The 13829-nt window shown below is 70.1% G+C and carries 13 protein-coding genes; 10 read left to right on the top strand and 3 right to left on the bottom strand.

The window, feature by feature from the left end:
• The 5 genes from AC4D2C_RS09205 (at position 1) to AC4D2C_RS09185 (ending at position 4604) form a co-directional block, all read left to right on the top strand.
• On the top strand, positions 1 to 894 hold the full coding sequence (locus AC4D2C_RS09205) for a universal stress protein (protein WP_490914296.1): 894 nt from the start codon (positions 1 to 3) through the stop codon (positions 892 to 894).
• Positions 891 to 2414, top strand: coding sequence for an APC family permease (locus tag AC4D2C_RS09200; RefSeq protein WP_490914294.1), 1524 nt, complete (start codon positions 891 to 893; stop codon positions 2412 to 2414). Before AC4D2C_RS09205 ends, AC4D2C_RS09200 begins: the two co-directional genes overlap by 4 nt.
• 219 nt (positions 2415 to 2633) lie before the next feature.
• Positions 2634 to 3185 (top strand): MarR family winged helix-turn-helix transcriptional regulator, encoded by a 552-nt coding sequence (locus AC4D2C_RS09195; RefSeq protein ID WP_490914293.1) that lies wholly within the window; start codon positions 2634 to 2636, stop codon positions 3183 to 3185.
• Positions 3186 to 3234: 49 nt separating this feature from the next.
• A complete protein-coding gene (locus AC4D2C_RS09190) occupies positions 3235 to 3384 on the top strand; it encodes a hypothetical protein (RefSeq protein ID WP_490914291.1) in 150 nt (49 codons plus the stop codon).
• Positions 3384 to 4604: a saccharopine dehydrogenase family protein gene (locus tag AC4D2C_RS09185; RefSeq protein ID WP_490914289.1), complete on the top strand. Its 1221-nt coding sequence runs from the start codon at positions 3384 to 3386 to the stop codon at positions 4602 to 4604. Before AC4D2C_RS09190 ends, AC4D2C_RS09185 begins: the two co-directional genes overlap by 1 nt.
• Positions 4605 to 4626: 22 nt before the next feature.
• Here the strand turns inward: AC4D2C_RS09185 and rarD are convergent, their stop codons facing one another.
• Complete coding sequence (rarD, locus tag AC4D2C_RS09180; protein ID WP_490914287.1) at positions 4627 to 5589, bottom strand: EamA family transporter RarD; 963 nt, start codon at positions 5587 to 5589, stop codon at positions 4627 to 4629.
• 191 nt (positions 5590 to 5780) lie between these two features.
• On the opposite strand from rarD, the gene AC4D2C_RS09175 reads away from it, so the two are divergent.
• The 5 genes from AC4D2C_RS09175 (at position 5781) to AC4D2C_RS09155 (ending at position 12507) form a co-directional block, all read left to right on the top strand.
• Positions 5781 to 7202, top strand: coding sequence for an FAD-dependent oxidoreductase (locus AC4D2C_RS09175; protein ID WP_490914285.1), 1422 nt, complete (start codon positions 5781 to 5783; stop codon positions 7200 to 7202).
• 62 nt (positions 7203 to 7264) lie between these two features.
• Positions 7265 to 8617, top strand: coding sequence for an AfsR/SARP family transcriptional regulator (locus tag AC4D2C_RS09170; protein WP_490907104.1), 1353 nt, complete (start codon positions 7265 to 7267; stop codon positions 8615 to 8617).
• Positions 8618 to 8748: 131 nt separating this feature from the next.
• Positions 8749 to 10440, top strand: a complete 1692-nt coding sequence (locus AC4D2C_RS09165; protein WP_490914283.1) for a M23 family metallopeptidase — start codon at positions 8749 to 8751, stop codon at positions 10438 to 10440.
• A gap of 106 nt (positions 10441 to 10546) precedes the next feature.
• Entirely contained in the window at positions 10547 to 12070 is a 1524-nt protein-coding gene (gene exaC / locus AC4D2C_RS09160) for an acetaldehyde dehydrogenase ExaC (RefSeq protein WP_490914799.1), read from the top strand.
• An 8-nt stretch (positions 12071 to 12078) separates the two neighbouring features.
• Positions 12079 to 12507 (top strand): DUF779 domain-containing protein, encoded by a 429-nt coding sequence (locus tag AC4D2C_RS09155; protein ID WP_490907108.1) that lies wholly within the window; start codon positions 12079 to 12081, stop codon positions 12505 to 12507.
• Between the two features lie 51 nt (positions 12508 to 12558).
• Here AC4D2C_RS09155 and AC4D2C_RS09150 read toward each other — a convergent pair whose 3' ends face one another.
• Together AC4D2C_RS09150 and AC4D2C_RS09145 are read right to left on the bottom strand one after the other, a co-directional pair.
• On the bottom strand, positions 12559 to 12909 hold the full coding sequence (locus AC4D2C_RS09150; protein WP_490914797.1) for an ArsR/SmtB family transcription factor: 351 nt from the start codon (positions 12907 to 12909) through the stop codon (positions 12559 to 12561).
• 2 nt (positions 12910 to 12911) lie between these two features.
• Positions 12912 to 13826, bottom strand: coding sequence for a cation diffusion facilitator family transporter (locus AC4D2C_RS09145; RefSeq protein ID WP_490914281.1), 915 nt, complete (start codon positions 13824 to 13826; stop codon positions 12912 to 12914).
• Positions 13827 to 13829: the final 3 nt, after the last annotated feature.

Below are 13829 nucleotides of genomic sequence, written 5' to 3'. Positions count from 1 at the left end.
ATGCGCTACATCGTCGGGTACACCGCGGACGAACGCGGGCACGACGCCGTGTGCCTCGCCGTCGCCCTCGCGCGGCGTCAGGACGCCACCCTCGACCTCGTCCTCGTGACGCCCGAGCACTCGCTCTACGCGGGCACCTATCCGCCGGACAAGGGCTTCGACAGCCTTCTGTCGGATCAGATGACCGAGTGGATGGACGAAGGACTCGCACTGGTACCCGACGACGTTCCCGCGCGCGGCGTCGTCGTCCGCGCCGACTCGAACGCCGAGGGCCTCATCCAGGCGGCCGAGGACACCGAGGCCTCCCTGATCGTGATCGGGGCGAGCTCGCGCGGCCTCGCCAGCCGGTTCAGCGTGGGCAACGTGGCACGCAGCCTGCTGCACGCCTCACCCGTGCCCGTGGCCCTCGCACCGCGGGGCTATCGGCGCACGGACCCCGTCACGCGCCTCACCTGCGCGGTGGGCCGGCGGGCCGGGGCCGACGCCGTCATCTCCGTCGCGGTGTCCTCCGCCGGCCGTCGCGCCCTGCCGCTGCGCCTGGTCTCACTCATCGCTCTCGACGCCGGCCAGCCGGACCCGGGCAGCGCCGAGGACGAGGCGAACCGTCGGCTCGCGGAGGCGGCGTCGTCGCTGGCGGCGGGCGGCCGCGTGAGCGTCGAGACGGCGCGCGGTGCTTCCGTCGAGGAAGCCGTCGAGTCCATGGCCTGGGACGAGGGTGAGGTGCTGCTGGTCGGATCGAGTCGCCTCGCGCAGCACGCGCGGATCTTCCTCGGGTCCACGGCCGCCAAGATCCTGCGTACGCTGACCATCCCCATGGTCGTCGTCCCACGTACGTATGCAACCCCCGGCACCACTCCCGGCCCGGACGCCTCACCCACAGAGGCGGACGCATGAGTATCGACGAGACAACACGAAGCGGATCAGGGCTCAGCAGGAAGGGCCTCGACTCGGGGATCGTCGGCCTGCTGGGCGCCGTCGTCATCGGGGTGTCCTGCGTGGCCCCCGCCTACACGCTGACCGCGGCCCTCGGCCCCACGGTCGCCGAGGTCGGGGTGCACCTCCCCGCCATCTTCCTGATCGGCTTCGTCCCCATGCTGCTCGTGGCCCTCGGCTACCGCGAGCTCAACAGCGCCATGCCGGACTCCGGGACCTCCTTCACCTGGGCCACGCGGGCCTTCGGCCCGTGGATCGGCTGGATGGGCGGGTGGGGCCTCATCGCCGCGACCGTGATCGTGCTGTCCAACCTCGCCGCCGTCGCGGTCGACTTCTTCTACCTCCTGCTCTCGCAGGTGATGGACGATCCCTCGGTGGCCGAGCTCACCCTGAACCTGCCGGTGAACATCGCGACGACGCTCGTGTTCATCGCGCTCGCGTGCTACGTCTCCTACCGCGGCATGGAAGCCACGAAGATGGTGCAGTACGTGCTTGTCACCTTCCAGCTCGTGGTCCTCGCGTGGTTCGCCATCGCGGCGTTCATCCACGTCGGCAACGGCACGGCCTTCGACGCCACGAGCATCAGCGCGGACTGGTTCAACCCCTTCGCCGTCGGTTCGTTCTCCGCCTTCGCCGCGGGCGTCTCGCTCTCGATCTTCATCTACTGGGGCTGGGACGTGACGCTGACCATGAACGAGGAGACCACGGATCCGGACAGGACCCCGGGCCGCGCAGGAGCGCTGACCGTCGTCGTGATCGTGGTCATCTACCTCACGGTCGCGCTCGCGACCCTCGCCTACGCCGGAGTGGGTGAGGGCGAGCTCGGCGCCGGCAACCCCGACAACCAGGAGAGCATCTTCGCGACGCTCGCCGGCCCCGTCATGGGTCCCTTCGCCATCCTCATGTCCATGGCCGTGCTGAGCTCCTCGGCCGCGTCCCTGCAGTCCACGTTCGTCTCGCCCGCCCGTACGCTGCTCGCCATGGGGCACTACCGGGCGCTGCCGAAGGGCTACGGACGCATCAGCCCGCAGCACAAGTCGCCCAGCTTCGCGACCGTGGCCGCGGCCGTCGCCGCCGCCGCCGGGTTCTACGTATTCACGCGCCTCGTCTCGGAGAACGCGCTGTGGGACACCATCACCGCTCTCGGCCTGATGATCTGCTTCTACTACGGCATCACCGCGCTGGCGTGCGTCTGGTACTTCCGGGCCCAGGCCTTCGCGAGCCTCCGGAACGTCCTCTTCCGGTTCCTGGCACCGCTGCTCGGCGGAGTGATCCTCCTGGTCATGTTCGTCAAGACGGCCATCGACTCCATGGATCCCGGGTACGGCTCCGGGTCCGAGCTGTTCGGGATCGGCATGGTGTTCATCCTCGGGATCGGCGTGATCCTCCTCGGGGCGGTGCTCATGCTCGTCTGGTCGCGCATCAACCCTGCGTTCTTCCGGCAGGAGGTCCTGACCCGCGGGTCGGCCCCGCGCGCCTAGCGGTCCGGGCGCCCGGACCGCTCGTCACGCTCCGTTCCCGCCGCCGTCCATGGTCCACGCGGCACGGACGGCGGCGCGTCGCCCTGCGAGACGGCCGGCTGCCCCGGGACGCGGGAACCGCGCCCGACGGCGGACGGCGCCATGGGGTAGGCACGTCACGGAGAGAAATGCGGTCGGGCACCGGTGCCGGCCGGGCCCGGCAGCGCCTAGCATTCCGGCATGGAGGAACGCGGCGGGCAGGGGACGGGCACGGCACGGCGCGCCGCGCTCGACGCCGTCGAGGACAGGGCCGCCCTGATGTGCCGCAGCGAGCAGCGCGTGTGCCGGATCCTCGCCCGCAGGATCGATCCCGCGATGGAACCGGCCGCCTACAGTGTCCTGGCGGCCGCGCGCATGCTCGGGCCCTGCCGCGTCACGGACCTCGCCGCGTCGCTCGGTATGGGCAACCCCGGCGTGAGCAACCATGTGGCGGCGCTCCAGCGGCTCGGCCTCGTGGAGCGCGGCCCGTCGGACGGCGACGACCGTTCGCACCCGGTGGTCCTCACGGCGGAGGGTGCCCGCCGCATCGACGAGGCACGCCGGAGCAGGCGGCGGTCCTTCCGGCGGCAGCTCCAGGGGTGGGACCCGGCCGACGTCGTCGAGCTGGTGGGTCTGCTCTCGCGGTTCAGCGCGGCGTACCTCGCTACGCGCGAACCGGCCGCGGAGACGCCCGCTCCGTCCGACGCGCACCGCGCGGGCGAAGGGCTTCCGGGACCACCGGCCGGTCAGTAGAGTGACGCCAGACCTCGCGCGGTGGCGGCGGTCCTTCGAGAATCGGGGCATGATGAGCCAGTTCCCGGTCGGCAGCCCGTCCGACGGGGGTCGCGCGGACGGGCAGGGCAAGGGCCTCGCGGCCGGCGCCCTGGGACCGTGGCAGTCGGCGGTGATGGGGCTCGCCTCGACGGCACCGGTGTGCGGCGGACTCTCCTGATGCGGATCCTGATCATCGGTGCGGGCGGGGTGGGTTCGGCCGCGGTCCGCATCCTCGTGCGGCGGACGTTCTTCGAGCAGCTGGTGATCGCGGACTACGATGCCCGGCGTCCGCAGGCGCTCGTCGACGGACTGCAGGACCCGCGCCTCGTCGCGGCCTCGGTGGATGCGTCGTCATCTGCGGCGGTGGCCGACCTCGTGCGGGAGCATGCTGCCACGCACGTCCTCAACGCGGTGGACCCGCGGTTCGTGATGCCCGTCTTCGAGGGTTGCTTCGCCGCCGGCGCGACGTACCTCGACATGGCGATGAGCCTGTCCGAGAAGCACTCGGACCAGCCGTACGAGAAGACGGGGGTCATGCTCGGGCAGGCGCAGTTCGACGCCGCCGCGCAGTGGGAGGCGGCCGGGCGGCTCGCCCTCGTGGGGATCGGCGTCGAGCCCGGCCTCTCCGACGTCTTCGCCCGCTACGCGGAGGACGAGCTGTTCTCGTCCATCGACGAGCTGGGTGTCCGCGACGGGGCGAACCTGACGGTGGAGGGCTATGACTTCGCCCCGTCGTTCTCCATCTGGACGACCATCGAGGAGTGCCTGAACCCTCCGGTGGTCTTCGAACGGGACCGCGGGTGGTTCACCACCGAGCCGTTCAGCGAGCCGGAGCTGTTCCGTTTCCCCGAGGGCATCGGGGACGTGGAATGCGTCAACGTGGAGCACGAGGAGGTGATCCTGATGCCGCGGTGGACGCAGGCCCGCAGGGTGACGTTCAAGTACGGGCTGGGGGAGGAGTTCATCGGTGTGCTGCGGACCCTTCATGCGCTGGGCCTCGACTCGACGGAGCCGCTCCGGGTCAAGGGCGTCGACGTCTCGCCCAGGGACGTGGTCGCGGCAGCCCTGCCGGACCCCGCCACGCTCGGCGACCGTATGCGCGGGAAGACCTGCGCGGGCGTGTTCGTCACCGGGCAGGGCAAGGACGGTGGACCCCGGGCCGTGTACCTGTACCACGTCGTCGACAATGCGTGGTCGATGGCCGAGTACGACTCGCAGGCCGTGGTGTGGCAGACCGCCGTCAACCCCGTGATCGCCCTGGAACTGCTGGCCGCGGGCCGCTGGCACGGTGCGGGGGTTCTCGGCCCGGAGGCCTTCGATGCGCGGCCGTTCCTGGAACTGCTGGCGGCCGACGCCCCCGCGGGGTACGGGTCGCCGTGGGGGATGGACGAGCGCTGAGCCGCGAGGCCCGTGCGGAGGGTCAGGCCGCGGCGGACGCCGGCTCGGTGCGCTTCGCGGGCCGGGGCTGGCGGCGTACGGTCCGGAGCATGTCGATCGTGAGGAGGATCAGCGCCACCCACACGAGGCTGAACCCGATCCACCGCTCGAAGGGCATGTCCTCGCCGAGCACCAGCAGGGCGATGAGGAACTGGAGCACGGGCGCCAGGTACTGCAGGAGGCCGATCGTCGTCAGGGGGAGGCGGCGGGCGGCCGCACCGAAGAAGATGAGGGGTACGGCCGTGATGATGCCCGAGGCGGCCATGATCCAGAAATGTCCCGTCCCCTCGGTCACCAGGGTCGCGTCGCCGGTCGAGGCCAGCCACAGCATGACGGCCACCGCTACGGGTGTCAGCACCAGCGTCTCGATGCTCAGGCTGGACACCGCATCCACGCGGGAACCCACCTTCTTCTTGGTGAACCCGTACAGGCCGAAGGAGAACGCCAGCGACAGTGCGATCCAGGGCACGGCGCCGTAGCCGACGGCGAGCACGACCACCGCGAGGACGCCGATGCCGATCGCCGTCCACTGCAGGGGACGCAGCTTCTCCCGCAGCACGATCACGCCGAGCAGGACCGAGACGATCGGGTTGATGAAGTAGCCGAGGGCTGCCTCGATGGCCTGCCCGGACGTCACGCCGTAGGTGTAGACGAGCCAGTTGACGGCGATGAGCAGGGCCGCGACAGTGAGCGTGCCGATGAGCCGCGGGGTGCGCAGGGCGGTGAGCACCGGCCGCCAGGACCGCAGGACGGTCAGCAGGAGGGCGCAGAAGATGAGGGAGAACAGCACCCGGTTGGCCACGATCTCGACGGGACCCGCCGGGGCGAGGACGAGGAAGTACAGCGGCAGCAGACCCCACAGCCCGTAGGCGCCGAAGCCGAAGAGGATACCGACGGAGTTCTCGCTCCGCGCCGGACGACTGACCTTCGTGCCTGATCCACTCACGCAGGCGTGAACCGGCCGCAGAGAACGTTTATTCCCGCGTCGGTGTTCCTGCCTCGCACCGCACCGGGGCTGGAGGAGATCCCTGCCACTGTTTTCGCCGGTGCCGTGCGAGGGCATTTAGAATAGGGAAGTATGCGCTTATTTGTGCGCGACGGTATCCACCAGGATCATCCCGGGAAGAAGGCTCATCAGTGTCTACCTCAGCTGCGGCTCGACCGCTGCGGGTCGCGATCATCGGCGCCGGTCCGGCAGGCGTCTACGCCGCCGACATCCTGACGAAGTCGAACGAGGTGCAGGGCGGCGACTTCGCCGTCAGCATCGACCTGTTCGACCAGTACCCGGCGCCGTACGGTCTCATCCGTTACGGGGTAGCACCTGACCACCCGCGGATCAAGGGCATCGTCAACGCGCTGCACAAGGTGCTCGACCGCGGGGACATCCGCTTCCTCGGCAACGTCAACTACGGCCGGGACCTGACGCTCTCCGACTTCCGCCGCTTCTACGACGCGGTGATCTTCGCGACGGGTGCCATCCGCGACGCCGACCTCGACATCCCCGGGGTGGAGCTCGACGGCTCCTTCGGCGGAGCGGACTTCGTCTCGTGGTACGACGGCCACCCCGACGTCAGCCGTGAGTGGCCGCTGGACGCCCGGGAGATCGCCGTGATCGGCAACGGGAACGTGGCCCTCGACGTAGCCCGCATCCTCTCCAAGCACGCCGACGACCTGCTCTCCACCGAGATCCCCGACAACGTCTACCAGGGGCTCAAGGCCTCGCCCGTCACCGACGTCCACGTCTTCGGACGCCGAGGACCGGCCCAGGTGAAGTTCACGCCGCTGGAGCTGCGTGAGCTCTCCCATTCGCGGGACGTCGACATCGTCCTCTACCCCGAGGACTTCGATTTCGACGCGGGGTCCGAGGAGCAGATCGCGACCAACAACCAGACGAAGACCATGGTGAAGACGCTGACCAACTGGCTCGTCGAGGACGAGCCGACCGGGGCGTCCCGCCGCCTGCACCTCCACTTCCTGCACTCGCCCGTCGAGATCCACGACTCACCGGAGACGCCCGGCAAGGTCGCGGGCATGAGGTTCGAGCGGACCGAGCTGACCGGCGACGGGAACGTGCGCGGGACCGGGGAGATCATCGACTACCCCGTCCAGGCCGTGTACCGCGCCATCGGGTACTTCGGCTCGGAACTGCCCGAGGTCGGATTCGACGAGAAGCGCGGCGTCATCCCCAACGAGGGCGGTCGCGTGATCGACGAGCAGGGACAGCCGGTGCCCGGCATCTACGCGACCGGGTGGATCAAGCGTGGTCCCGTCGGCCTCATCGGGCACACCAAGGGAGATGCGCTCGAGACCATCGGCTACCTCCTCGAGGACAGGCTCAACCTTCCTCCGGCCGAGGACCCGTCCGAGGACGCCATCATCGGCCTCCTCGAGGAGCGCGGCGTCCACTACACCACCTGGGACGGGTGGCTGAAGCTGGACGCCCACGAGCTGAAGCTGGGTGCGAACTTCGTGAACACGTCCGGCAACGCCGAGGTGGTGCGCGAACGCGTGAAGCTCGTGCCCCGTGAGGACATGGTTGCCATTTCTCGCGGCGAGTAGTCCCGCTACACTGTGACCTGTCCCACGCTGCCATGCGGGACAGGTCACGAAGCGGAGTGCCGATGTCGTCGTCCCGTTCAATCCCTCTCACGGAGTTGTCCTCCGTCGCGCTGCAGCAGAAGGCGCTGGCCGCCCATGAGGCCCTGGACCAGGGCACCAGCGTCGACGGGAAGCTCCGGGGGGTCGTGCGGGAATCCTGGCTGAGGTCCCTGACGTTCCTCCCGAGCCCGTCCACGGCGCAGGCCCGCCTGTTCTGCTCCGAGGAGGAGCTCGAGGCGTACCGTCAGAGCCACCCTCTTGCGGCCATCATGCCCGTGATCGACCGGCTGCTCGTCCAGCCGAGCCTCGAATCCGGGATGCTCGTGGCCGTCGGCGACGAGAACGGCCGGCTCCTCTGGGTCGACGGTGACCGCGAGCTGCGGCGTCGCGCGGAAGGCATGCTGTTCGTCCCCGGGGCTGACTGGTCGGAGGCCACCGTCGGCACGAGCGCTCCGGGCACGGCCCTGGCCCTCGAGCGCAGCGTCCAGATCGCCGGCGCGGAGCACTTCAGCCCGCAGGTCCACCCGTGGAGCTGTACCGCGGTGCCCCTGCACGACCCGGACTCCGGCACCGTCCTGGGCGTCATCGACATCACCGGGACCGCCGACGCCGTCGGGACCCACACGCTGTCGCTCGTGGAGGCGGCGGTCGCCGCAGCGGAGGCGCAACTGAGCATCCACCGGCTCCAGGGCCGCCTGCCCAGGGCACGGCGGGCCCGGTCGGCGCGTGTGCCCGCCGCGCTCTACCGGAACAGCCTGCAGATCCTGGGGTCGGACCACGGCGTGGTGCATGCGGGGGGAGCATCGCTGGAGCTCAGCCTCCGCCATGCGGAGCTGCTGACCCTCCTGGCCCTGCACCCGGAGGGCCTCACCGCGGACCAGCTCGCCACGATGGCCTATCCGGAGGACGCTTCGGGGACGACAGTCCGGGCGGAGATGCTCCGGCTGCGCAAGGTCCTGGCCGAGCACGGCAAGGCGATCGTGCCGCAGTCCCGGCCCTACCGCTTGCCGGGAGAGCTGGTGGTCGACGCGGTTCAGGTGCTGAACTACCTCCACCGCGGGGCGCACCGCATGGCGCTCGCCATCTACCGTGGTCCCGTCCTCCCGCGGTCGCAGGCGCCGGCCATCAGGCGCCTCCGCAGCGAGGTGTCCACGCTCCTGCGGGACGCCGTCCTCACCGACGGCTCTCCCGAGACGGTGCTCGACTATCTCGCGCTCGCCGAGGCCGAGTACGACATCGAGGCATGGCAACTGGCGCTCAGGGTCCTGCCCCGGCGCTCACCGCGGCGAGCCGTCGTCGTCGCGCACACGGAGTGGCTGGAGGCGGAACTGGGGGTTCCGCCGTCGTTACTCGCAGCTTCTCCCAAAATTCGTTAGCGAATCGCAATGATCGGTCGCCATCGGCCCTGTGGGCGGGCTAACGTTGTCCCCGGGGGCCGGGTAACCGGCGGACCAAAACGTCCGTCGGTCGAACGCACCGATCGCAGCGCAATCTCAAGGGAATTCTCGTGACCCAGGCAGGCCGGCACCCGGAAACGGCGAGGGTGCAGAACCGGAGTCCCCGTAGCTCCCGCACGAAGGTGAACGCGAGTCTGGCCATGGTCGTCTGCTTCGTGGGCTTCCAGGGCATCGTCCCGCAGTCATCGGGCCCCGCCGCCGCCTCCTCGACCAACTCGGGTGCGATCATGTCGGACGGCATCCATCCGACGGGAACCGTGGGCCCCTCGATGCTCCTCCCGCTGGGGGGCTCCGACGCACCCGACTTCCCCGACCGCCGGTCCGTCCGAGCCGACGCCGACACCGACACCGACGCCGACGCCGACACCGACGCCGACCCGGAGACCGCAGGGGGCACCAGGGGTGAGGGCACCGCCGCGACGGCGACCGGCATCTCGGCCCGACCGTCCGCGGGAAGTCTGTTCGCACCCCTCGACGGCCTCTCCTCGAGTTCTCCCTTCGGATCCCGCACGAGCCCCATCACGGGCGAGGCCGGCGAGTTCCACACGGGCCAGGACTACTCGGCGCCCTGTGGCACCCCGGTGTACGCTGCCGACGCCGGCACCGTGCGAGCCGTCGGCTGGCACCAGTGGGGTGGCGGCAACCGCGTGGAGGTCGACCACGGCAACGGCCTCATCACCACGTACAACCACCTCCGGGCCGTCTCGGTCAGGGAGGGCGACACCGTCAGGGGTGGCGAGGCGATCGCGGAGGTCGGGACCACCGGCTCCTCGACCGGATGCCACCTCCACTTCGAGACCATCCTCGACGGCGAGCACGTCGACCCGCTGCGGTGGAGGCTTGTCTCTGCGCAGCACACCGCCCCCAGTGGCGCGCTGCAGGACTACTCTCCCGGGGGCAACGGCGCAGCCGACATCCCCGTCTGGGCGCGGTCCTCGACCCGTTCCGATCAGCACGACCATATGGCGGATGTGCTGCCCATGGCACCCGGCCCGTCGAGGGGTGCAGGTGCTGCTTCCGCCCAGGACAGCACTCCGCCCGTACCGCCGGCGGTGCCGACACGGGACGTGAAGACGTCGGAGAAGACGCCGCCTGAGGCGACCAAGCCGCCTCCGGTCAGGCCGACGCCGAACCCGACACCGGAAAAGACGCCGCCTGAGGCAACCAAGCCGACACCGGTCAAGCCGACACCGGTCAAGCCGACGCCGGACCCGACACCGCCGGTCACGCCGCCGGTCACGCCGACGCCGGAGCCGACACCGCCGGTCACGCCGCCGGTCACGCCGCCGGTCACGCCCCCGGTCACGCCCCCGGTCACGCCGACGCCGACACCGACACCGGAGCCGACACCGCCGGTCACGCCCCCGGTCACGCCGCCGGTCACGCCGACGCCGGACCCGACACCGGACCCGACACCGGGCCCGACACCGTCGGTCACGCCACCGGACCCGGGCGCGACGCCTCCTCCCGAAACCCTGCCGGGCACCACCGTGCCGGCGGGATCGACCCCCGAGCCGTCCTGCGACACCGATCCGACGGCCCCTGCATCCGAGGAGCCGGTACCGGGTGCCGACCCCGCACCGGGTGAGGATCCCACCGATCCCTCGTGCGACGAGCCGGGCACGCCCGGCCCGGATTCCGATCCCACTCCCGCCCCCGGCACGGGCCCGGAGGGTCCGGCCACGCCGGCTCCCGCACCGCGGGTGCTCGCAGCAGCGCCGCCGACCCACGAACAGGGCTAGCGGTACGGGTCCTCCGGGCGTGCAACGTCGTTGCAACCTTCGGGTTCCTAGTCTGTGCACCAGGGACGACGACGTCCTGCACACCCGGAGTTCAAGGAGTTGGATGATGACTGTTTACGCCCAGCCTGGCCAGGATGGATCGAAGGTCAGTTTCAAGCCGCGGTACGAGAACTGGATCGGCGGCGAGTGGGTTCCTCCCATCAAGGGCCAGTACTTCGAGAACATCTCCCCGGTAACGGGCAAGCCCTTCTGTGAGGTGGCACGCGGTACGGCGGAGGACATCGAGCTGGCGCTCGACGCGGCCCACAAAGCCGCTCCCTCCTGGGGCAAGACATCCGTCGCGGAGCGGGCCCTCATCCTGAACCGCATCGCGGACCGCATGGAGGAGAACCTCGAGATGCTCGCGGTCGCCGACACCTGGGACAACGGGAAGCCCATCCGTGAGACCCTCGCCGCGGACCTTCCCCTCGCGATCGACCACTTCCGGTACTTCGCCAGCGCCATCCGCGCCCAGGAGGGCCACCTGTCCCAGCTGGACGAGGACATGACGGCCTACCACTACCACGAGCCGCTCGGCGTCGTCGGGCAGATCATCCCGTGGAACTTCCCCATCCTCATGGCCACGTGGAAGCTCGCCCCCGCTGTCGCCGCCGGCAACGCCGTCGTGCTGAAGCCGGCCGAGCAGACGCCGTCGTCGATCCTCGTGCTCATGGAGCTGATCAGCGACATCCTCCCGGCGGGCGTCATCAACGTCGTCAACGGCTTCGGCGTGGAGGCAGGGAAGCCGCTCGCCTCGAGCAAGCGCATCCGGAAGATCGCGTTCACCGGCGAGACGACCACGGGCCGGCTGATCAGCCAGTACGCGAGCCAGAACCTCATCCCGGTCACGCTCGAGCTCGGCGGCAAGAGCCCGAACATCTTCTTCTCCGACGTCGCCGAGAGCAACGACTCCTTCTACGACAAGGCCCTCGAGGGCTTCGCGCTGTTCGCGCTGAACCAGGGCGAGGTCTGCACCTGCCCCTCGCGCGCCCTCGTGCAGGATTCCATCTACGACTCGTTCATGGCGGACGCGATCGCCCGCGTCGAGAAGATGGTGCAGGGCAACCCGCTGGACACCGACACGCAGGTGGGGGCCCAGGCGTCGAACGACCAGCTGGAGAAGATCCTCTCCTACATGGACATCGGCCGGCAGGAGGGCGCCAAGGTCCTCATCGGCGGCGAACGGAACCTGCTCGACGGCGACCTCGCCGAGGGGTACTACGTAAAGCCCACGGTGTTCGAGGGGACCAACAGCATGCGGGTGTTCCAGGAGGAGATCTTCGGCCCGGTCGTCTCGGTCACGCGCTTCAACGACTACGCCGAGGCCCTCGAGATCGCCAATGACACCCTCTACGGGCTCGGGGCCGGCGTCTGGTCGAGGAACGGCAACATCGCCTACCGTGCCGGACGCGAGATCCAGGCCGGCCGGGTGTGGGTGAACAACTACCACGCCTACCCCGCGGGCGCGGCGTTCGGAGGGTACAAGTCCTCCGGCATCGGCCGCGAGAACCACGCCATGATGCTCGATCACTACCAGCAGACCAAGAACCTGCTGGTCAGCTACTCCGAATCCAAGCTCGGATTCTTCTAGGGGGCACCATGACCGTCGAAGCCTCGGTGACCATCCCGGGGGAGACCTTCTCCCGGGTGGCCCTCACGGACAGCGCCGTCGAACTGCTGGACAAGCTGTGGCTGATCCACGGGCCGCTGATGTTCCACCAGTCCGGCGGATGCTGCGACGGCTCGTCACCGATGTGCTACCCGGCGGGCGAGTTCATCACCGCCGAGGCGGACGTGCTGCTCGGCGTCCTCGACATCTCGCCCGGTGCGCGGGGCCGCACCGGTGCCGCCCCGGACGGGACAGCCGACGATCCCCGGCTCATCGACTTCTGGATGTCGCGGGAGCAGTTCGAGTACTGGCGCCACACGCACCTGACGGTCGACGTGGTGCCCGGGCGGGGGAGCGGATTCTCGGTGGAGGCGCCGGAGGGGAAGAGGTTCCTGATCCGCTCACGCCTCATGGGCTAGGAGGTACACCGGAAGGGGTCGGCGCGGAGGTCGCGGCGGCCCCTTCCGTCATCAGTGCTCCGCGAGCCTGCCCACCGTGGGTCCGGGGTGCGCGTGGTGTCCCGGGTGGCCGGGATCAACGGCGAGGACGATGCCGAGGAGGTCGGTCAGCGCGTGGCCGAGCTTCGGGTCGACGAGCTCGTAGCGCGACCGACGGCCTTCGGGTACCGACACCACGAGCCCGCAGCCGCGCAGGCAGGAGAGGTGGTTGGACAGGCTCTGCCGGCTGACACCGAGCAGACCTGCGAGATCGCTGGGATAGGCGGGCGCGTCCCGCAGTGCCACCAGGATCCGCACGCGGGTCGGGTCGGACAGTGCGGTGCCCACGCGCTGCAGTACCGAGGTGGAGGTCAGTGTCTGCAGCATCAGTGGCTCAACTCCGTCTCGTGGGGCACGTGGTCCAGGGGTTCGATCTGGAAGGTGCAGTGGTCGATGCTCACGGCGAAGTGTCCGGCCACGCACTCCTGGAGCTGGTCGAGGACCGCGTGGGCGGACCCGTCGCGGTAGCATTCGTCGTCGACGACGATGTGCGCGGTGAGCACGGGCAGCCCGGTGGCGATCTGCGTGATGTGGAGGTCGTGGACGTCCCGTACCTGCGGCAGGCGGGCGATGTGGGCGCGCACCTCCTCGAGGTCGATCCCGGCGGGCGTGGATTCGAGCAGTACGTCGATGGTCTCGCGCAGCAGCTTGAGGGTGCGAGGGATGATCAGGGCGCCCAGGAGGAGGGCCACGACGGCGTCGGCCCGCATCCAGCCGGTCAGGGTGATGACGACGGCGGCGACGATCACCGCCACGGACCCCAGCGCGTCGTTGAGCACCTCGAGGAACGCGGCCCTCAGGTTGAAGCTGGCGGCGCGGTGCCGGGAGAGGAGGGCGAGGGCGGCGAGATTGCCCGCGAGGCCGATCGCCCCGAAGACGATCATCCCCGGAGCGGCGACGTCCTCCGGGGCGATGAGGCGTCGGACGCCCTCGATCAGCACGTACGCTCCCACCGCGAGCAGGAAGGCCGCCTGCAGCAGGGCGGCGATCACCTCTGCCCGCCGGAATCCCCAGGAGCGGCGCGGCGTGGCGGGCCGGACCGAGAGGGTCGCGGCGCCGAGGGCCATCGCCAGGCCGGCGGCGTCGGTCAGGACGTGGACGGAGTCGAAGAGCAGGGCGAGGCTGCCGGTCCACAGCGCACCGCCGACCTGCAGTACGAACACGGTGAGCGTGATGGCCAGAGCGCCGGCGAGCGGACCCCGCCTGCCCGCATCTGCCGGTGCGTGGTGATGGGAACCCATACC

The sequence above is a fragment of the Arthrobacter sp. TJ-240 genome, from assembly GCF_058269195.1.
This window is presented reverse-complemented; position numbering and strand designations above follow the sequence as displayed.